The sequence below is a fragment of the Flavobacterium microcysteis genome, from assembly GCF_006385255.1.
In the GTDB taxonomy this organism is placed as follows: domain Bacteria; phylum Bacteroidota; class Bacteroidia; order Flavobacteriales; family Flavobacteriaceae; genus Flavobacterium; species Flavobacterium microcysteis.
Genome location: NZ_VFJE01000053.1, coordinates 183837 through 202549, shown reverse-complemented (window position 1 = coordinate 202549; position 18713 = coordinate 183837). Strand labels below are relative to the sequence as shown.

At 35.8% G+C, this 18713-nt stretch carries 16 protein-coding genes; 12 read left to right on the top strand and 4 right to left on the bottom strand.

The features are described from left to right. The first annotated feature begins 115 nt into the window (after positions 1–115). The 4 genes from FJA49_RS08095 to FJA49_RS08080 all read left to right on the top strand — a co-directional run bounded on the left by FJA49_RS08095 (position 116) and on the right by FJA49_RS08080 (position 7099). Positions 116–2083 carry a tetratricopeptide repeat-containing sensor histidine kinase gene (locus FJA49_RS08095; RefSeq protein WP_158629466.1) on the top strand — a complete coding sequence of 656 codons (1968 nt, stop codon included), beginning with the start codon at positions 116–118 and terminating at the stop codon, positions 2081–2083. Between the two features lie 4 nt (positions 2084–2087). After that, complete coding sequence (locus FJA49_RS08090; RefSeq protein ID WP_140000484.1) at positions 2088–2849, top strand: LytR/AlgR family response regulator transcription factor; 762 nt, start codon at positions 2088–2090, stop codon at positions 2847–2849. Between the two features lie 98 nt (positions 2850–2947). Further along, positions 2948–5611: a DUF7619 domain-containing protein gene (locus tag FJA49_RS08085; RefSeq protein WP_140000483.1), complete on the top strand. Its 2664-nt coding sequence runs from the start codon at positions 2948–2950 to the stop codon at positions 5609–5611. Between the two features lie 204 nt (positions 5612–5815). Next, positions 5816–7099, top strand: coding sequence for a citrate synthase (locus FJA49_RS08080; protein WP_140000482.1), 1284 nt, complete (start codon positions 5816–5818; stop codon positions 7097–7099). A 29-nt stretch (positions 7100–7128) separates the two neighbouring features. Here FJA49_RS08080 and FJA49_RS08075 read toward each other — a convergent pair whose 3' ends face one another. Then, positions 7129–8433 (bottom strand): hypothetical protein, encoded by a 1305-nt coding sequence (locus FJA49_RS08075; RefSeq protein ID WP_158629465.1) that lies wholly within the window; start codon positions 8431–8433, stop codon positions 7129–7131. A 94-nt stretch (positions 8434–8527) separates the two neighbouring features. Between FJA49_RS08075 and FJA49_RS08070 the strand changes: the two genes are divergently transcribed. The 3 genes from FJA49_RS08070 (at position 8528) to ctlX (ending at position 12048) form a co-directional block, all read left to right on the top strand. Further along, positions 8528–10081 (top strand): NAD(P)/FAD-dependent oxidoreductase, encoded by a 1554-nt coding sequence (locus FJA49_RS08070; protein ID WP_140000480.1) that lies wholly within the window; start codon positions 8528–8530, stop codon positions 10079–10081. 52 nt (positions 10082–10133) lie between these two features. Continuing rightward, positions 10134–11048 carry a dimethylarginine dimethylaminohydrolase family protein gene (locus tag FJA49_RS08065; protein ID WP_140000479.1) on the top strand — a complete coding sequence of 305 codons (915 nt, stop codon included), beginning with the start codon at positions 10134–10136 and terminating at the stop codon, positions 11046–11048. A 64-nt stretch (positions 11049–11112) separates the two neighbouring features. Further along, positions 11113–12048: a citrulline utilization hydrolase CtlX gene (gene ctlX, locus FJA49_RS08060; RefSeq protein ID WP_140000478.1), complete on the top strand. Its 936-nt coding sequence runs from the start codon at positions 11113–11115 to the stop codon at positions 12046–12048. 49 nt (positions 12049–12097) lie between these two features. On the opposite strand, the gene FJA49_RS08055 is transcribed toward ctlX, so the two are convergent. Then, positions 12098–12727: a MarC family NAAT transporter gene (locus FJA49_RS08055; protein WP_140000477.1), complete on the bottom strand. Its 630-nt coding sequence runs from the start codon at positions 12725–12727 to the stop codon at positions 12098–12100. Between the two features lie 146 nt (positions 12728–12873). On the opposite strand from FJA49_RS08055, the gene FJA49_RS08050 reads away from it, so the two are divergent. Together FJA49_RS08050 and FJA49_RS08045 are read left to right on the top strand one after the other, a co-directional pair. Continuing rightward, positions 12874–13992 carry a carboxypeptidase-like regulatory domain-containing protein gene (locus FJA49_RS08050; protein ID WP_158629464.1) on the top strand — a complete coding sequence of 373 codons (1119 nt, stop codon included), beginning with the start codon at positions 12874–12876 and terminating at the stop codon, positions 13990–13992. A 71-nt stretch (positions 13993–14063) separates the two neighbouring features. Continuing rightward, complete coding sequence (locus tag FJA49_RS08045) at positions 14064–14429, top strand: CoA-binding protein (protein ID WP_140000475.1); 366 nt, start codon at positions 14064–14066, stop codon at positions 14427–14429. Between the two features lie 71 nt (positions 14430–14500). On the opposite strand, the gene FJA49_RS08040 is transcribed toward FJA49_RS08045, so the two are convergent. Both FJA49_RS08040 and FJA49_RS08035 read right to left on the bottom strand, forming a co-directional pair. Continuing rightward, entirely contained in the window at positions 14501–15016 is a 516-nt protein-coding gene (locus tag FJA49_RS08040) for a DUF4738 domain-containing protein (protein WP_158629463.1), read from the bottom strand. A gap of 54 nt (positions 15017–15070) precedes the next feature. Beyond that, positions 15071–16573, bottom strand: a complete 1503-nt coding sequence (locus tag FJA49_RS08035; protein WP_140000473.1) for a sodium:solute symporter — start codon at positions 16571–16573, stop codon at positions 15071–15073. A 99-nt stretch (positions 16574–16672) separates the two neighbouring features. Here FJA49_RS08035 and FJA49_RS08030 point away from each other — a divergent pair, with 99 nt between their 5' ends. The 3 genes from FJA49_RS08030 to FJA49_RS08020 all read left to right on the top strand — a co-directional run bounded on the left by FJA49_RS08030 (position 16673) and on the right by FJA49_RS08020 (position 18710). Next, entirely contained in the window at positions 16673–17137 is a 465-nt protein-coding gene (locus FJA49_RS08030) for a hypothetical protein (protein WP_140000472.1), read from the top strand. Positions 17138–17245: 108 nt separating this feature from the next. Next, positions 17246–17866 (top strand): recombination mediator RecR, encoded by a 621-nt coding sequence (gene recR / locus FJA49_RS08025; RefSeq protein ID WP_140000471.1) that lies wholly within the window; start codon positions 17246–17248, stop codon positions 17864–17866. 55 nt (positions 17867–17921) lie between these two features. Continuing rightward, positions 17922–18710: a polysaccharide biosynthesis/export family protein gene (locus FJA49_RS08020; RefSeq protein ID WP_140000470.1), complete on the top strand. Its 789-nt coding sequence runs from the start codon at positions 17922–17924 to the stop codon at positions 18708–18710. The last annotated feature ends 3 nt before the right edge of the window (positions 18711–18713 follow it).

Here is an 18713-nt window from a genome sequence, read left to right as displayed (position 1 = left end):
TAAAACCGTCAAATTCTAAGTTTTGCCTATATTCGGGAAATAGAATGTTATTTTTGTTAGTTAGCGTGTCTTAAACAGACATGCCAAAGTATTAAGAGATAAAATGTTTTTTAGAATGAGTATGAAATCCCTTGTGATCTGCTTTTTTATGCTGTTTTGCGTCCTTTCCTATTCGCAGGAGAAGACTATTGACAGTTTGAAAAACGTTTTGAATCATTCGAAAAACGATATTGATAAAGCCGAATTGCTGAATGCAATAGCATCAGAATACATGTCCAGTGACCCAAAACAAATGCGTGATTATGCAAACAAGGCACTGGAACTCTCCAAAAAAATAAAGCATCGCATCGAAGAAGGAAACTCGTACCTCAATTTAGGAAACGTAAATGTGATTCTCGGAAACTATCCGTTGGCACTGGATAATTTCTCAAATGCACAGGAAATCTTTGAAGCCGATCTTATAACCGACCTCAAAAATAGTTCTGAAATTAAAAAAGGCTTGGCACGTTCTTACGGTAGCATAGGGATTGTTTTTTCAGAACAAAGCAACTATGCAAAAGCCCTGCAATATCATCTGAAAGCAGTCAAGATTTATGAGGAGATGAAAGATCAGGCCAGGACAGCACGTATTTATAACAATATCGGAATTGTATATCAAGCCATAAAAGAAGATTTTAAAGCATTGGACTATTTTATCAAAGCTCAAAAACTTCAGGAAAAGACAGGCGATATGACGGTAGGAATCACTACTACCAACATCGGTAATATTTATTTGAGGCAGAAAAACTATCCTAAAGCTTTAGAATATTATACGAAGTCCAAAAATACATTTGCCAAAAGCAGCGATGCCAGAGGCCTTGGTGAGCTGTATAATAATTTAGGGTCTTATTATTGGCAAACAGGTAACTCGTCTGAAGCACTCGAAAGCTGGAAAAAAGCTATTGTTCAGTTCAATTCTATAGATGATAAATTCGGAATCTCTGATACCTATTCCCATCTGGGTAATTTTTATTTCAGCCAAAAGAAATACGAAGAAGCTTTGGATAATGCTACCAACGCTTTGAAACTTGCAAAAGAGCTGGATGTATTGGAGCAGGTCATGAATTCTGAAAAACTCATCAGCTCAATTTATGAAAAACAAAATAAGCTGGACTTGGCTTTACAGCATTATAGGTATTATAATGTTGCAAGAGACAGTTTAATCAGTCACGAAAACATCAGGAAAAGCGTGCAGGCTGAAATGAATTTTGATTTCGAAAAAAAGCAGACAATACAACAGGAAGCCCATGAAAAAAGAGAGCTGCTTTATAGAGAACAAAATAAACGATACCAGTTGCAGACCATTTTCGGAGCTTTGTTTGTAATCTTGGTTTTCGGGATAATCTTTCTTATTTACAACAGGACACAGCTTAAAAAGACATTGACCCTGCAGAAAGAACTGGCAGAATATGAGCAAAAAGCACTGCATCTCCAAATGAACCCGCATTTTGTATTCAATTGCCTGGGATCAATTTCAAGTTTTATTGTGCAAAATGGTACAGATTCAGCTATAAAATACCTGTCTAAATTTTCAAAATTGATGAGGCTTACGCTGGAATATTCTAAAGAGTCGCTTATCCCAATTGATAAAGAAATTGAAAGCCTGCAAAATTATTTGGAGTTGGAGCAGCTTCGTTCCGATAAAATGTTTAATTTCAGCATCACCAAAAGTGACCAGATAGAAGACGATATAGCTTTGCCGCCGCTTTTATTGCAACCTTTTGTAGAAAATGCGATTATCCACGGTTTGATTCCTAAAAAAGAAGTCGGAAAAATTGATATTGATTTCTCATTAAAAGAAGATAGCCTGATATGTATGATTGTCGATAATGGAATTGGTTTTGAAAAATCGCAAGAGCTAAAAGCAGCTTCGGTTTCAATTCATAAATCGATGGCCTTGGACATAACACGCAAGCGACTTGAAATGATGGGGACAGTTACCTCAAAAACATCAAAAGTAGAAATTAAGGAACTAAAAGACGAAAATGGGAAGCCTATAGGAACGGAAGTAATTCTATACCTTCCAATACAATATATCAAATAAAATTATGATTACAGCAGTATTGATTGATGACGACAGCAACTTGAGGAATGGGATGAAAAGTCTGCTGAATCGATATGCGCCTGAAATTAAGATTTTGGGAGAAGCAGATAGTGTGAAAACAGGAATCAAGGTTATGGACAGCCTTAAGCCACAGGTCGTTTTTTTGGATATACAGCTAACGGACGGTACCGGTTTTGACATTCTGGAAAATCTGGCCCAAAAAAATGGAAAATCATCCTCACATATTGTTTTTATAACGGCTCATGAAGAATATGCCATCAAGGCATTCCGATTCAGTGCTTTGGATTTTCTTTTAAAACCTGTAGATCCGGAAGAATTGGAAAAGGTTATCGAAAAAATCAAGAGCACTTTAGAAAAAAATGATAATTATGCACATATCGACCTGCTTTTGGAAAATATCAGAAAGAAGGTCGATAATTTTAAAAGAATAGCACTTTCTACTTCTGATGGAATCCATTTGCTGGAAGTTAGCGATATTATCCGATGCGAATCAGAAGATAATTATACCAAATTTTATATTAAGAACGGCAAGCCAATCTTAATCTCAAAAACATTAAAAGAATACGAAGAATTATTGGCAGAGCATGGTTTCGAAAGAATCCATCAATCCCATCTGATCAATCTTTCCTGCCTCAAATCCTACATTAAAAAAGACGGAGGTTATGTTATTATGACTGATAATAGCAAGCTTCCGATATCGCAAAGAAAAAAAGAAAGACTGCATGAATTGCTGAAAATGATATAGCGAATTCTAGCCCAAAATGCTAAAATTCTAAATAATTTCTTTTTTTTGCCTACTACTTTGTTATATTTGGAGGTTACTATGTAAAAAATGATGGTTATATGAAAAGAGTACTACTTTATGGGCTGTTGCTACTATGCGGATTCGGCTATGCGCAGAACGTGGATATCTTTGACCCATTTTTTAAAAATAAATTACTGGCAGCCGACACTTTTAATCGAATAGCAAAAGACGCAAATGGCGCTTTTTTTAGAATTGATGCCAATCTGGACGGTGAAATCCAAGTCAGTGAAGCCATCCGTGTAGTAGAGTTGGATGTTTCTTCTTCAAGGATTCATTCTCTCCAGGGAATTCAAGGATTTTCGAACCTGAAAGTTCTTAAATGTTATCAAAACTCAATAGAGGATCTTAATCTTTCAAGTAATTTTTATCTAGAATCTGTTGAATGTTCTGATAACCTAATCTCTTCGCTGAATCTGAATGGACTAACGAATTTATCATATCTGGATTGCAGGTATATGGCAGGTCAATTGACTTCTTTAGACCTAAGCGGATTAATTGCATTGAAAGTACTGAAATGTGGGCGAAATAGTATAACAACATTAGACGCATCACCTCTTGTAAGCCTTATTGAACTGGATTGTAGTATTTCAAATATATCAAGTTTAAACCTTAGCGGATTAGTGAATTTAAGATCATTAGACTGTAGTGTAAACCAAATTTCTTCTTTGAATTTATCCTCACTTGGAAATTTAGAAAAGATTGACTATTCCTATAATGTCGGACTCGCATCGCTGAATATTTCTTCCTTGGTGTCACTTAAGGAATTATCGTGCAATGCAGTAGGGATGACATCTTTAAATCTTTTAACATTTCCGCGACTGACTCATTTGAGTTGTCATAGCAATATGTTGTCGGATCTGGATTTTTCTGGAAACAACAATCTTGTGGAGGTAGAATGTAGTGCAAATCAGCTGACAATTTTGAATGTTTCCAACCTGTCATTGCTGAACACCTTGATGTGTAGTTATAACCAGCTTTCTGTTTTGAGTTTGTCCGGGTTAGAAAATTTGGTTCAAGTAGATTGCAGTAACAATGATATTGTTACGCTTGAAACGGCAGGGCTTGGCACTTTGATAGCAGTTATTTGCGATAATAATGCAATTACAGCACTAGATTTGAGCGATTCACCTTATGCGTCAGTTATTTCTTGTGCAAATAATCCGCAACTTGCTTCTGTAAATTTGAAAAACGGTTTATCGTTTCCCCAAGTTCAGTATACTTTCAATTTCAATAATACACCTAACTTAGAATATGTTTGTTCAGACGAAGATGAAGTAACGTTTTTACAGGGCTTTTTCTCAGGACAGGGAATGAATGTTTCTGTTACTCCATACTGTACTTATACACCGGGTGGTAATTACAATACCATAATGGGAGTATTGAGGCTGGATGCAAACGGCAATGGTTGTGATTCTAACGACAGGACACAGCCTTTTATCAAGATGAAAATAAATGATGGGACAGAAGAATCATCGGTGTTTTCGGATTATCAGGCAAATTATGCTTTTTATACGCAAGCAGGAGCATTTACGTTAACACCGGCTACAGAAAATACTTCGTTCTTTTCTTTTAGTCCTGTTAACACAGTGGTTAATTTCCCAAATGCTGATAATAACGTCAGTACACAGAATTTTTGTATCACTCCAAACGGAGTTCATTCCGATATAGAAATCGCTATTGCGCCTGTAATTCCGGCTCGACCTGGTTTTAATGCCGTTTATAAGGTGGTATATAAAAATAACGGGAATCAGACAATTTCGCAAAACTCGGGAGTAACGCTTCTCTATAATCAAAACTTGATGAGTTTTGTATCATCTGACCAGACGGCAAGTTCACACATTCCAGGCAGAATAAGTTGGAATTACACGGATTTACATCCTTTTGAATCTCGCAGTTTTACAGTAACCATGAATATTAACAGGCCAACAGACGGAAACCCTGTAAATATTAACGATATATTGAATTTTAGTGCTTTGGTTACTGCAACGGGCGATGAAAATATAAATGACAATTCATTTGTACTTCGCCAGAAAGTCGTAGGATCTTATGATCCTAATGATATTAGTTGTTTGGAAGGAGATATTGTTCCACCTTCTGAAATTGGAGAATACCTTCATTATATGATTCGCTTTGAAAATACAGGTAATGCTCCGGCTCAAAATATAGTAATTCGCAATGAGATTGATGAAGCAGAATATGATGTGTCATCGCTACAGATATTAGATAGTTCGCATAAGATGAGAGCCAGAGTCAGGGCAAATTTATCAGAATTTATTTTACAGAATGTGTATTTGGATTCCGGAGGACATGGAAATATCTTATTGAAACTGAAATCAACAGATAACTTAACAGCTGAAAGTTCTGTGTCAAGCAGAGTAGGGATATACTTTGACTATAATACTCCGGTATTGACCAATAGGGTGACGACTGTTTTCAAAACATTATCTGTTAAAGAAAACGAACAGGATAATTCAATCAAAATTTATCCGAACCCGGTAAATAAGATGCTTAATATTAAGGCTGACGGCATAATCCGCACGGTATATCTATATGATGCGCAAGGCAGAATATTAATGACACAGCTTCTGAAAGAAAATCAGGTAAGTTTTGACCTTTCAAGTTATGCGGCTGGTGTTTATTTCGTGAAGATTGTTACGGATGAAGGAGCCAAGACTGAAAAAATTGTCAATAGAAAAAACTAGGGTTTAATTCCTAAGAATAACTAATTTTTAAAGCCTGCTGATTTATCAGCAGGCTTTTTTTTAAAATAGAATTTGTTTGTGTCTGATTTGCAAAATTTAAAGAAATATTAACGAAATCGTTACCGTATTACTTTTTAGTTATTATCGAATTCCCTATTTTTGTTAAATTATATTTTTCAATTTTAAATAATTTCCAATAATATTATGTCAAAAACAGCAATATTAGAAATTGATGGCAACAGACACGAATTTCCAGTACTAGTTGGAACGGAAAACGAAGTTGCAATCGATATCGACAAACTACGCAGTGCAACCGGCGCGATAACTCTTGATCCGGGTTATAAAAATTCAGGATCCTGTAAAAGTGAAATCACTTTCCTTGACGGAGAAGAGGGGATTTTGCGTTACAGAGGATATTCAATTGAAGAATTAGCTGAAAAAGCTGATTTTCTTGAAGTTTCTTACCTTCTGATTTTTGGAGAATTGCCAACTGCGAAGCAATTGGAGCAATTTGAAACAGATATTAGAAAATATACTTTGGTAAACGAAGAAATGAAAAATATCATTGACGGTTTTCCAAAGAATGCACACCCAATGGGTGTCTTGTCTTGCCTGACAAGCGCACTTACAGCATTTAACCCAAAATCAGTAAATGTTGACAGTGAAAAAGACATGTATGAGGCAGTTTGCAAAACAATGGGTAAATTCCTTGTTATTGCTACATGGACATACAGAAAAAGCATGGGCTTCCCGTTAAACTATTATGACAATACTAAAGGATATGTTGAGAACTTCATGCGCTTGATGTTTGAATTGCCAACAGGACCTTATACACCAGATCCAACTATTGTTGCTGCTTTAGACAAACTATTTATCCTTCATGCTGATCACGAACAAAACTGCTCGACATCAACTGTAAGAATGGTAGGTTCTTCGCATGCAGGTTTGTTTGCTTCTATTTCTGCAGGAGTTTCTGCTCTTTGGGGTCCACTTCACGGAGGTGCAAACCAGGCTGTTTTGGAAATGCTTGAAGAAATTCAAAAGAATGGTGGAGATGCTGATAAGTATTTGGCAAAAGCAAAAGATAAAAACGATCCTTTCCGATTGATGGGCTTTGGACACAGAGTTTACAAAAACTTTGACCCAAGAGCAAAAATCATCAAAAAAGCAGCTGATGAAGTATTAGCTACTTTAGGGGTTAATGACCCTATCTTGAATATTGCTAAAAAATTAGAAGAAGCTGCTCTTGAAGATGAATACTTCAAATCAAGAAACCTATATCCAAACGTAGATTTCTATTCTGGAATCATCTACCGTGCATTAGGAATCCCAACAGATATGTTTACGGTTCTTTTTGCAATTGGTCGTCTTCCGGGATGGATTGCTCAATGGAAAGAAATGCGTGTGAACAAAGAACCTATTGGTCGTCCAAGACAAGTATATGTTGGATCACCATTAAGAGATTTTGTTCCTTTCGAAAAGAGATAATTTCAAAAAATAAATTTCAAAAAGCTTCACTATTTAGTGGAGCTTTTTTTTGCTCTATAACTTTCCCAGCTAATTACTGCATAAGCAATCAAAATTCCTTGCAATGGCATCATATAACGGGAGGCATTTACCGGCCCGGTTATCAAAATAGCATAGGAAATAAAAATTAGCAGATAAGAGCTGGAAAAATCAATTCGTTTTCTTCTCTCCCAGAGATATCTGAAAATAAGTCCCCATTTGAATAGCGTAGCAATAAATATAGGAATCAATATCAGGATAATCCAGAAATATTTATATTCAAAAAAGTTAGAAATGGTTTTTTTCATGCCTGCCGTACTTAGCATATTCAGGAAGCCTTGGTTTGTGTCGTATTTTTCAACCAGCGTCATTAAATCAAATCGCCCGGGATCGATAGAGCCACGCACAGAACCATAAAAATGGAAGATAGAATAAGAAATAAGATTTTCTTGTATAACTTTTTTCCCTTCAGAAGCCAGAAATTTACTCTGTTTTTCAAATGTAGGCAGTTTTTCGGCTTGGAGATAAATAGCATCTCTCCATTGACTGGCTGCTTCAGGTCCTTCTTTTTGAGCTTTAAAAAGATAAAGGTTATAATCAATCAGATTGATGTTCTGCACAGATGAAAAATGAAAATAACCGGTTCTTTCTTTATTGAAACCCATATAGCCTATCGTAAATAGCAATGGCAGGAAAACTGAAAAACGGAACATTTTTGTTTTTACGAAATAGAAAAGAAAGAATAAAAGGCTGATAATAGAAAAAAGATAAAAAGCGGGTTTTAAAAATATCAGGGCAATCAATAGCAACTGTATGTTCAGTAGTTTTTTAGAATCAAAACTTCCGGTCAATTGTAAGGCCATCAAAAGAGACAGGGTCATAACGAGAGCTTCGGCCATAACCAGATGCGTATAGATAAAAACAGACGGAGTCAGTAAGATGAATACCGTCAATAAGCGAAATGATTTTCCACCTAATCCTTTAAACAGTTTTAGGATAAGATAGATATTGAAAAAGCCCAGCAAGGTTTGAAACAGAACAATCATTAAGTCGTTCATGAAACCAGGGAAAAGAATCAATAAAGGATATAAAAAAGGTCTTTTGGTCAACAATATCGCTTTGCCAAAATCAGTAGTGGAAGAAAAATAATCCCCGCTTTTCAAAAGTTCGGCAGTTGCAAAATATTCGTCGGAATCAGGCAATCGAAAGTCTCCCTGGATAATCCTAAGCCCTAAAAAAAGCAACATAAAAAAACTGAGAAATAAAAAATTTTTTCTGAATTCAGAATCAGTAAAGTTGTTGAAAAAAGTTGTCAATTGTGATTTTTTAAGAGTTTCTAGGCAAACAAACTTACTTAAAATATTGGAAACTAAATTTAGGAAATGTAGATTTGTCAACCATAGGATTAAGATGAAAACTAAAAAGGCAATTATTATCGGAGGTGGTCCGGCTGGCTTGACTGCTGCATATGAATTTATTCAAAATACCGATATTCAGCCAATTGTTTTAGAGCAGAGCGAGTTTTGGGGAGGAATTTCCAGAACCGTAAATTATAAAGGAAACCGTATTGATATTGGCGGACACCGTTTCTTCTCAAAATCAGATGTCATTATGGACTGGTGGTGTAAAATCCTGCCAATTTTGTCAGAAGAAAAAGCTATCAAAATCTCCTATCAGAATAAATCGAAGGAGTTGAATGCTATCGAATTTCCGTCAGATGCTAAAAATCATGACAATGTCATGTTGGTACGTAGCAGGAAATCGAGAATATATTATCAGAAGCAATTTTTTGATTATCCGATTTCGCTGACTCCGGAAACGGTCTTAAAACTTGGATTGTTCAATACGTTTCTGATAGGAATGAGCTATCTTAAAAGTGTAGTCTTTCCAATTAAGAATGAAAAGAATCTGGAAGACTTTTTTATTAACCGATTTGGGAAAAAGCTGTATAAGACGTTCTTTAAAGATTATACGGAAAAAGTCTGGGGCATAAAATGTACCGAAATAAGTTCAGAATGGGGAGCCCAAAGAATCAAGGGATTGTCGATCAGAAAATCGGTGGCCCATTTCCTGAAAAAAAAGTTTTCAAAAAAAACGGATAAAAATATCAGCCAAAAAGACACAGAGACATCGCTGATTGAATATTTCCTCTATCCAAAATTTGGTCCAGGCCAGATGTGGGAAGAAGTAGCCCGAAAAATTACTGAGAATAAAGGTGAGCTTCACCAAAATTTAAAAGTGGTAAAAATTCAGGCAGAAAAAGATACCATCACGGCAGTGACTGTACAAAATCAGTTTACAAAAGAAGAAATTGTTTTTGAAGGCGATTACTTTATTTCAACAATGCCGGTTCAGGAACTTATCGCCTCTTTGGAAGTTGAGGTACCTGAAAAAGTTAAAGAAATTGCAGAAGGATTAATCTATCGCGATTTTATAACGGTAGGTCTGCTGCTTAAAAAAATGACAAAAGCGGAAATTACAGATAACTGGATTTATATTCAGGAGCCTTATGTCAAAGTGGGAAGATTGCAGATTTTTAATAACTGGAGTCCGTTTATGGTAGAAGACCAAAACACGACATGGGTAGGTCTGGAATATTTTTGTTATGAAGGAGATGCGCTTTGGAATAAATCTGAAGCCGAAATGAAAGAGCTGGCAATCCAGGAAATGGTTGAAATTGGAATGATTAATAAGGAAGATGTTCTTGACAGCGTAGTCATCAAAATGCCAAAAACATATCCGGCTTATTTTGGGACCTATGAAAAATTCAACGAGATTATTGATTATACATCACATTTTGAAAATCTGTATCTGATTGGAAGAAATGGAATGCATAAATACAATAATCAAGACCATTCTATGCTTACGGCCATACAGGCAGTACAGAATATAAAAAACGGTATTGCAGGCAAAGAAAATATCTGGGCCATCAATACTGAACAGGAATATCACGAAGAAAAATAAACTTAACAAATAATAAAAAAGCCTTTTTTATCTTTGTCAAAAGCCAAAAGCTATGTTACAATTAAACGTAAAAAACGAAACATCAAGATTAAGAGCGGTAGTATTGGGTTCTGCTGTAAATAACGGCCCAACGCCAACCGCTGATGAAGCCTATGACCCAAAATCATTAGAACATATTCTTGCCGGAACCTATCCGGTAGAAAAAGACATGGTCGAAGAAATGGAAGCATTTAATAAAGTCTTTCGGAAATATGATGTAAAAGTATATCGCCCGGAAATGATTGAAAACTACAATCAGATTTTCACAAGAGATATTGGGTTTGTTATCGACGATGTTTTTGTAAAAGCCAATATCCTTCCCGACAGAGAAAGAGAATTGGATGCGATTCAATATGTAATTGACCAAATCGACCCGAAAAAGGTGGTTCGTCCGCCGGATGAGATACATATTGAAGGTGGTGATGTCATGCTTTGGAATGATTATATTTTTATTGGAACTTACAAAGGAACAGATTATAAAGACTATATTACTGCCCGGACCAATATGGAAGGTGTTAATTATATCAAAGAATTGTTCCCACATAAAGAAGTAAAGGAGTTTGACCTTGTTAAGTCAAAACTGGTAGCCAGAGACAATGCGTTGCACTTGGATTGCTGCTTCCAGCCAGTAGGAAAAGACAAAGGGATTATTTATAAGAGCGGTTTCCGTCAGGAATCCGACTATATGTTTTTAGTAAATCTTTTTGGTAAAGAAAACCTTTTCCATATCGACAGGGATGAAATGTATTATATGAATTCAAACGTATTTTCTATTGCAGAAAACGTAGTTGTTTCAGAGCGGAATTTTACGAGGCTAAACAATTGGCTTAGAAGTCAGGGTTTTACCGTAGAGGAAATTCCTTATGCTGAAATAGCAAAACAGGAAGGTTTGTTGCGATGCTCAACCTTGCCATTGATTAGAGATTAATCTGTTTTAAGCAAAGTGTTTCCTGTTGAAACCATTAGCCTAAAACACAATACCACTAAAGTATATGAGACAAACAACAAATTCCATTTTGATGATTCGTCCGGTAGCTTTCCGGATGAATGAACAGACAGCGGTAAACAATTATTACCAGAAAGTACTGGACGGACTGCTTCCGGAAACTGTGAATGCTAAAGCGCAGCAGGAATTTGATGCTTTTGTAGAGAAATTGAGAGCAGCAGGAATTAATGTGGTTGTTGTTGAAGACACAAAAAGTCCTGATACTCCTGATTCTATTTTTCCGAACAACTGGATTTCATTCCATGAAAATGGTGATGTAGCACTTTATCCGATGTTTGCAGAAAACCGTCGTGAAGAGCGTCGTGAAGATATTTTGGATCTATTGGAAGATCAAGGATACAGAATTGATAATATTGTTGACTATACTTCTGCAGAAGAAGATAAGATCTTTTTGGAAGGAACAGGAAGCCTATTGTTAGACCGTGCCAACGGAAAGGCTTATTGTGCACTGTCACCAAGAGCAGATGAAGAACTTCTTATTGAGTTTTGTGAAGATTTTGATTATGCACCAGTTATTTTTGAAGCCTTTCAGACCGTAAATGGAGAACGAAAGTTAATCTATCACACCAATGTCATGATGTGTCTGGGAGAAACTTTTGCTGTTATCTGTGCTGATAGTATCGACGATAAGAAAGAAAGAAAAATGGTGTTGGATAACCTGAAAGCTGATGGAAAAGAAATAATCCTGATTACAGAAGATCAGGTTAATAATTTTGCTGGAAATATGCTGGAAGTAAGAGGGGCAAATGATAAGCGCTACCTGATAATGAGTGCTGCGGCATACAAAAGCCTGAAACCGGTACAGATTGAAAAATTAGAATATCATTGTGAAATTATCAGCTCCAGTCTTGATACCATTGAGGCTTGTGGAGGTGGAAGTGCAAGATGCATGATGGCTGAGATTTTTCTGCCAAAAGAGTAACAAGAATTAAGATATAAAAAAGCCCTGAATTTTCAGGGCTTTTTTATTATTAGGAAGAGATTGTCTTTAGGATGTTGACAACAGAGCTGCTAATGTATTGCACGCCGATAGCGATAACGATAAAACCAATAATTCTTGAAATAGCAACAATTCCCGAAGCTCCCAGAATTCGGGATAAATAATGAGCGCTACGCATTACTAAAAAGATAACAATAGCAACAGCCGCTATCGATATACATACGATGATTTGTTCATTCAAATGTTGGTAGTCCTGATAAAGCGCAATCAAAAGTGAAATAGAGCCTGGTCCAGCAAGCATTGGAATTGCAAGTGGAGTCAACGCAATATCATTCCTGTTTTGAGCATCGTTTTCAACTTTTTTATTGACTCCTCGGGTCTTATTAAATCTCCCGGAAAGTAAGGCAAATCCTGAATTTAAAATAATTAATCCTCCGGCAATTCGCAAGGCATCAATACTGATTCCGAAGAAATTCAAAACATATTGGCCGACAAAAAAGGAGATAATGAGGATTATAAAAACATTTATAGCTGTCCAAAGTGAAATTCTCGAGCGCTCTTCTTTAGTGTCTTGCTGCGTGAGCCCGACAAAAATAGGTACTGCGCCAAGCGGGTTGATAACCGAAAACAGCGCTGCAAATACATAAATGAAAATTTCCATAGTTTTTGTTGTAAAATTAGAATCGGAAATGCTGGATGTAGTAAAGTTATAAATAAATTATTATTATCAAACACCGGGTTATATTTTGTCGGATATTTCAAACAATATATATTTGTATTTCACCCTTAATTTTGAAAATGAAGTTTTTGAAGAACATTTTTACGATAATGACACTTTTGTTAAGCCTTTCCGGGGCTTATTCACAAGTTTTGGAAGGCCATGTGTATGATATGCAAAATAATGCACTACAAGCGGCAACAGTCTATCTGGACGGTTCAACAGTAGCAACAACGACAGATGCGGAAGGTTATTTTAAGATTAATAGTAATGCCGCTAGTCGGGCTACATTAGTAGTCAGTTATATGGGATATAAAACGATACGATTAGAAAATCCTTTCCAGCATAAAAAGATAAAAGTCTTGATGGAAGAAGATGCCATTTCAATGCAGGAAGTAGTGCTTGTGAAAGGGCCTTTTACACGAAAAGAAATGATGAAGGCATTCAAAGAACAGTTTTTAGGAAGTACAGATGCAGGAAGTTCCTGTAAGATACTAAATGAAGATGATATCTACCTATACTACGATATTAATTCAAATACATTAAATGCCACATCACATAAGCCAATCAAGATAAAAAACTCTTATCTGGGTTATGAAGTCTTTTTTGAGTTAGCTGATTTTAATGTAGTATACAGAAGGAGAAGCCTTTCTAGTTTTTCCATTGATAAAAGCTATTTTTCAGGCACTACATTTTACAAAGAATTGTCCCAATCTAAAAAAACGGATAAAAGGAGATTGAATTCGTATCTAGGTTCAACCTCACATTTTGTCAATACAATTGCTAATGAAAGTTGGGACAAGGAAAGGCTGGCCCTTTTTGTAGACGGGTTTAAAGTAGACCCAAAAAAATATTTTGAGGTAAGTGATACCTTAGGAGTTAAAAAAATTACAGTTCTTAAGGAGCCGATGAAACAGGTTCCGATTTACAAAAAGGAAAGTCCTGAGATAAGTAGGAAAGGACAAACCATAACTATTGGTTCACAAGCTGAAATTACTGGCTATAATGAGACTGAAGTACCGTTTAATGTTTTGTTTAACGATAAACATCAATCCCTTGCCGATTTTACCGAGAAAGTCATTTTTGTAGACGAAAACGGAAATTATAGTCCAATCTATGGAGTAATGGTAGGTGGGTATATGAGTTCTTTAAAAGTGGGTGATATGCTTCCAATCGATTATTATCAGACTATAAAAGGAAAATATTGATGTTATTGTTTTGATAAAAATCGTTCCTTTGCCCTTAAAATAAAGTAAATTTATAGTCTATAGACACATTCATGAAAAATAAAAAAACATTAGTATTAGGCGCTTCTTCTAATCCGGCACGTTATTCCTATATGGCAATCCGAAATTTAACAGAAAAAGGTCACTCTGTTGTAGCGATAGGGCTTAAGGAAGAAGAAGTATTAGGAGTGAAGATCCAGACCAAGCAGATTCCTTTTACCAACGTTAATACAGTAACGTTATATCTGAATCCGCAAAGACAGAAAGACTATTATAATTATGTAGTTTCCTTGTCTCCAAAAAGGGTGATTTTTAATCCGGGAACAGAAAATCCAGAATTTTATCAGCTACTCAAGCTAAACAATATAAAAGTAGAAGTAGCTTGTACGTTGGTACTGCTTTCAACGAATCAGTTTTAATAATAAAAACAAAGGCCTGGAAATTTCCAGGCCTTTGTTTTTGAATGATTATAGTAAGGTTTGTGGGAATATTAATAACCTTCTTTTTCATTGTCCACTTCATTTATTTCAAAGCTATTTTTATTCTTAACGGTCAGATTGAAAGTATAACATTCATCTGAATCAGGTTTGCAGATATTAATAAAAAACACAATACCCCGGGCATCTACCTGCTCAATTTGGAAAACTGACAATTGATAATTTTGAAATTCATTTGGGATGTATTTTTTAAAATCATATTTGGATATTCTTTTGCTAAAAATAGGAGAGCTACTTTTGGTTATATCTAATTCTACGATTTTATCAAATGAATATGTTTTTTCCTTTTTGCCACTTTCATCATACTGAAAAAAATAAATTTTCTCGCTAGTTTCGGTAAGCGTATAATGAACCTTAAAGTCCTGAATTATTGTGTCTTTTTGTACTGTTTTTTTTAGTGTTTCTTGTATCGTATCATTAATTTTTTCAATGTCAGCTACTGTAGTTATATCCGAATTATTTACTGTTTCAGATGTATTTTTGTTTTTACATGCAACTAATAAAAACATGTTGAGAAACAACATGAAAAATTTAGGGTTGGGTTTCATTTAGTTTCTTTTAAATCAGAATCGGGTTTGTGTAGTTGCTTTTTTACTAATCAGCAATAATCCCAGAAAAGTCAATCCGCCGTTTACTATAATCAATTCTTCTGCGAATTGATAATTTCCAAAAAGTTCGGTAGAATAAGAACTGATCAAAAAAGTGATACTTGGCGCCAGGATGCATATAATCGGAACAAAGCGGTCGTTGACAGTTTTGGTTTTCATAAATAACCCGAAAGAATACAATCCCAGCAGTGGCCCATAAGTATAGGCTGCGACTTTGAAAATTAATCCGACGACGGCATCACTGTTCAGAAGATAAATTACAATAATCACCAAAAACATCAACAATGAAAATCCGATATGGACAAGGTGGCGGGTGCGGACCATATTCGGGTTCGCAGCGTTTTCGGCCTTATCCATCCCTAAAAAGTCGACGCAAAAAGAAGTAGTAAGTGCTGTCAATGCCGAGTCAGTGGTTGCGAATGTTGCTGCGGTCAATCCTAATAAAAATACGATTGCAGGAACCAATGTCAGGTAATTGAAGGCAATTTCAGGGAAAAGTAAATCGGTTCTTGGTTTTCCTGTTACAGTATCCAAAGGAACGCTGATTCCGTTTTTCTCAGCATACATATACAGCAAAGCACCCACGCTCAGGAAAAAGATATTGATAATTACAAAAATCCCCGTAAAAGTAAACATGTTCTTTTGGGCTTCGCCAATGTTTTTACAACTCAGGTTTTTCTGCATCAGATCCTGGTCAAGTCCAACCATAGCCAATGTTACGAATATACCTCCCAAAATCTGTTTCCAGAAATAATTGCTTTTCAGCCAGTCTTCAAAGAAAAATATTTTTGAGTAATTGCTATTTTTTACAGCCTCAAAGGCCTCTGGGAGATTGTAATCCAGACTGCTGCAAATAAAATAAATAGTGAAAATAACAGAAGAAACCAGAAATAATGTTTGCAACGTATCGGTAATAATAATTGTTTTAAGTCCGCCTCGATAAGTATAGGCAAAAATCAGCCCTAAGGAAATCAGTACTGTAACCCAGAAAGGAATACCAAAAGCATCAAAAACATAACGTTGCAGTACGATAACAACAAGATAAAGCCTTGCTGCGGAACCAATAGTTCTGCTTATCAGAAATATTGTGGCTGCCGTTTTATAGGAAACATGTCCTAAACGCTGCTCGATATAGCCATAAATCGAAGTCAGGTTCATCCTGTAGTACAGCGGGAGCAGTACTTTGGCAATAAGTATAAAACCAATCGCATTTCCTAAAATAAACTGAAAGTATTTAAACTGTATATCAGGAGAACCAACTTGCCCCGGAACAGAAATAAAAGTCACGCCAGACAGTGCTGTTCCAATCATCCCGAAAGCCACCAGATACCATTTGGAATTTTTATTCGCTTTAAAAAAGGCATCATTTCCTGAATCTTTTTTGCTGACCCTGTTGGAAATCAATATCAATATTCCGAAATAAATAATGATTATGAGGAGGATGGTAAGTGGTTGCATCTGTGTTTGAGTTTATTGCAAAGCAAATAAAATTTACCCAAAAATAGCAATTAATCGCAGTTTTATTCTAAATTTGGAATAAATCAAAAAGAAAATTAGATGAGAAAAATCGTTATTGCAATTGCCCTGTTTTTAGTTTCATATGCAGGATTTGCCCAAGAAGATGCGGCTTCTGATGTCAAGATTGACATGAATTTCAATAAATCGCTTTTTCCGATGGCAGAAGGAAACATGTACATGTCAACAGAACCGGTTGCCTTTATTATGGCAAACATGATGGCGCAGACTTATGAAGAAGCAAAAGCAGAAATGCAGGCTATTTCAGAAGATAAGGATCTTACCAATGTGAAAAAAGGAGAGCTGAAAGAAAAAGGAAAAGATGTTCTTTATCAGACTGCTTTAATCAAGAACGATGATGGACAAGATCTCGTTATGGAAATTTATGTCGTAAAAGTGGATAAGCAGAATACGATTATGATTTCCGGCGGTTATGATTTAAAAGCCAAAGAGACATTCAAAGATGAAATAAAAAAAGCAGCCCTATCTGCAAAAGCTATAAAATAGCTAACACAAAACAAACAAAAGCTTCCGGTTCTTCAGGAAGCTTTTTTTGTTTAAAACAGTTTCTATCTCTGTTAAAAATCCAGCCTCCGTTTAGTATATTTGCACTCTATGGAATTTTCTTCGAAACTTTTAGAAAAGGCAGTTTATGAAATGTCTCAATTACCGGGAATTGGCAAGCGCACGGCATTGCGATTGGTATTGCATTTGCTGAAACAGCCAAAAGAACAGACAAGTTTACTGTCTCAGGCACTTTTGACCATGCGTGAAGAAATTAAATTTTGCCAAAGCTGCCATAATATTTCTGACGTTACAGTTTGTGAAATCTGCTCAAATTCCAATCGGGATCATCAACTAATTTGCGTTGTAGAAGATATCCGTGATGTAATGGCTATCGAAAATACAGGACAATTTAGAGGAATCTATCATGTTTTGGGAGGGAAAATATCGCCTATCGATGGCATTGGCCCAAGCCAACTGAATATTCCAACTTTAGTAGAAAAAGTCAAGACAGGAAACATCCGGGAGCTGATTTTTGCACTGAGCTCAACCATGGAAGGCGATACCACTAATTTTTATATTTACAAACAGATTAAAGACTGTGATGTAATAACGTCTACAATTGCACGAGGAATTTCTGTAGGCGATGAATTGGAATATGCAGACGAAGTCACGCTTGGAAGAAGTATCCTGCAGCGAGTTCCCTTTGAAAATTCATTTAAAAATACTTAGAATTGTTTATCATATTCTAAATGAAAAACTATATTTGTTTACTAAAAAATTGATAATGAAGAAATCACTCCCGTTTCTTTCAATAGTGATAGCTATTATTTTTGCCTCATGTGTTCCTAACCAGGATTTGATATATCTTCAGAACAAGAATAACTCTGAAACGACTTCTTCTGTAAATCCTGTTGTAGCAAAGCCTTATCGGGTGCAAACAAATGATATCATGAGCATTAAGATCAAAGCATTGGATGCCGCTTTGGTAGAAATGTTTAATGCTGCAGACGGGAATGTAAATAACCTGAATGAACAAAATCTATACTTTAACGGATATTCTGTAGATGACCACGGAAACATCAGGATTCCGGTTCTTGGTGAAGTCAAGGTCGTTGGCCTGACATTAGAAGAAATCAGGATTAAAATTGAAAAACAACTATTAGACGAATATTTCCATAAAGAGGCCAATATTTTTGTAAATGTAAAACTGACTGGTCTTCGTTATACCGTAAATGGAGAAGTCGCATCGCCGGGAACAAAGGTATTGTTTCAGGACAGAGCTAACGTCATGGAAGCCCTTGCGAATTCAGGTGATATAACCATGGTAGGAAACCGAAAAGAAGTAACCATTATTCGTCAATATCCTCACGGAACCGAAATGCATACGTTAGACCTTACGGATGCTAGTGTCATAAATTCCCCTTATTACTATATCCAGCCAAACGACTATATTTATGTTAAGCCTTTAAAACAAAAATCATGGGGAACCGGAACAACAGGAATTCAATCGTTGGCAACCGTCCTTACGCTGATTTCTCTAGTTACCACAGCAATAGTGCTCATTAACAGATAATCT

Excerpts from the sequence above, each read along its gene's own strand:
- FJA49_RS08030 (WP_140000472.1), top strand. The coding sequence starts at position 16,673 with ATGAGAAAAATCGTTATTGCAATTGCCCTGTTTTTAGTTTCATATGCA.
- FJA49_RS08090 (WP_140000484.1), top strand. The coding sequence starts at position 2,088 with ATGATTACAGCAGTATTGATTGATGACGACAGCAACTTGAGGAATGGG.
- FJA49_RS08045 (WP_140000475.1), top strand. The coding sequence starts at position 14,064 with ATGAAAAATAAAAAAACATTAGTATTAGGCGCTTCTTCTAATCCGGCA.
- FJA49_RS08020 (WP_140000470.1), top strand. The coding sequence starts at position 17,922 with ATGAAGAAATCACTCCCGTTTCTTTCAATAGTGATAGCTATTATTTTT.
- FJA49_RS08080 (WP_140000482.1), top strand. The coding sequence starts at position 5,816 with ATGTCAAAAACAGCAATATTAGAAATTGATGGCAACAGACACGAATTT.
- FJA49_RS08070 (WP_140000480.1), top strand. The coding sequence starts at position 8,528 with ATGAAAACTAAAAAGGCAATTATTATCGGAGGTGGTCCGGCTGGCTTG.
- FJA49_RS08085 (WP_140000483.1), top strand. The coding sequence starts at position 2,948 with ATGAAAAGAGTACTACTTTATGGGCTGTTGCTACTATGCGGATTCGGC.
- FJA49_RS08055 (WP_140000477.1), bottom strand. The coding sequence starts at position 12,727 with ATGGAAATTTTCATTTATGTATTTGCAGCGCTGTTTTCGGTTATCAAC.
- FJA49_RS08035 (WP_140000473.1), bottom strand. The coding sequence starts at position 16,573 with ATGCAACCACTTACCATCCTCCTCATAATCATTATTTATTTCGGAATA.
- recR (WP_140000471.1), top strand. The coding sequence starts at position 17,246 with ATGGAATTTTCTTCGAAACTTTTAGAAAAGGCAGTTTATGAAATGTCT.
- FJA49_RS08040 (WP_158629463.1), bottom strand. The coding sequence starts at position 15,016 with ATGTTTTTATTAGTTGCATGTAAAAACAAAAATACATCTGAAACAGTA.
- FJA49_RS08065 (WP_140000479.1), top strand. The coding sequence starts at position 10,134 with ATGTTACAATTAAACGTAAAAAACGAAACATCAAGATTAAGAGCGGTA.
- FJA49_RS08095 (WP_158629466.1), top strand. The coding sequence starts at position 116 with ATGAGTATGAAATCCCTTGTGATCTGCTTTTTTATGCTGTTTTGCGTC.
- ctlX (WP_140000478.1), top strand. The coding sequence starts at position 11,113 with ATGAGACAAACAACAAATTCCATTTTGATGATTCGTCCGGTAGCTTTC.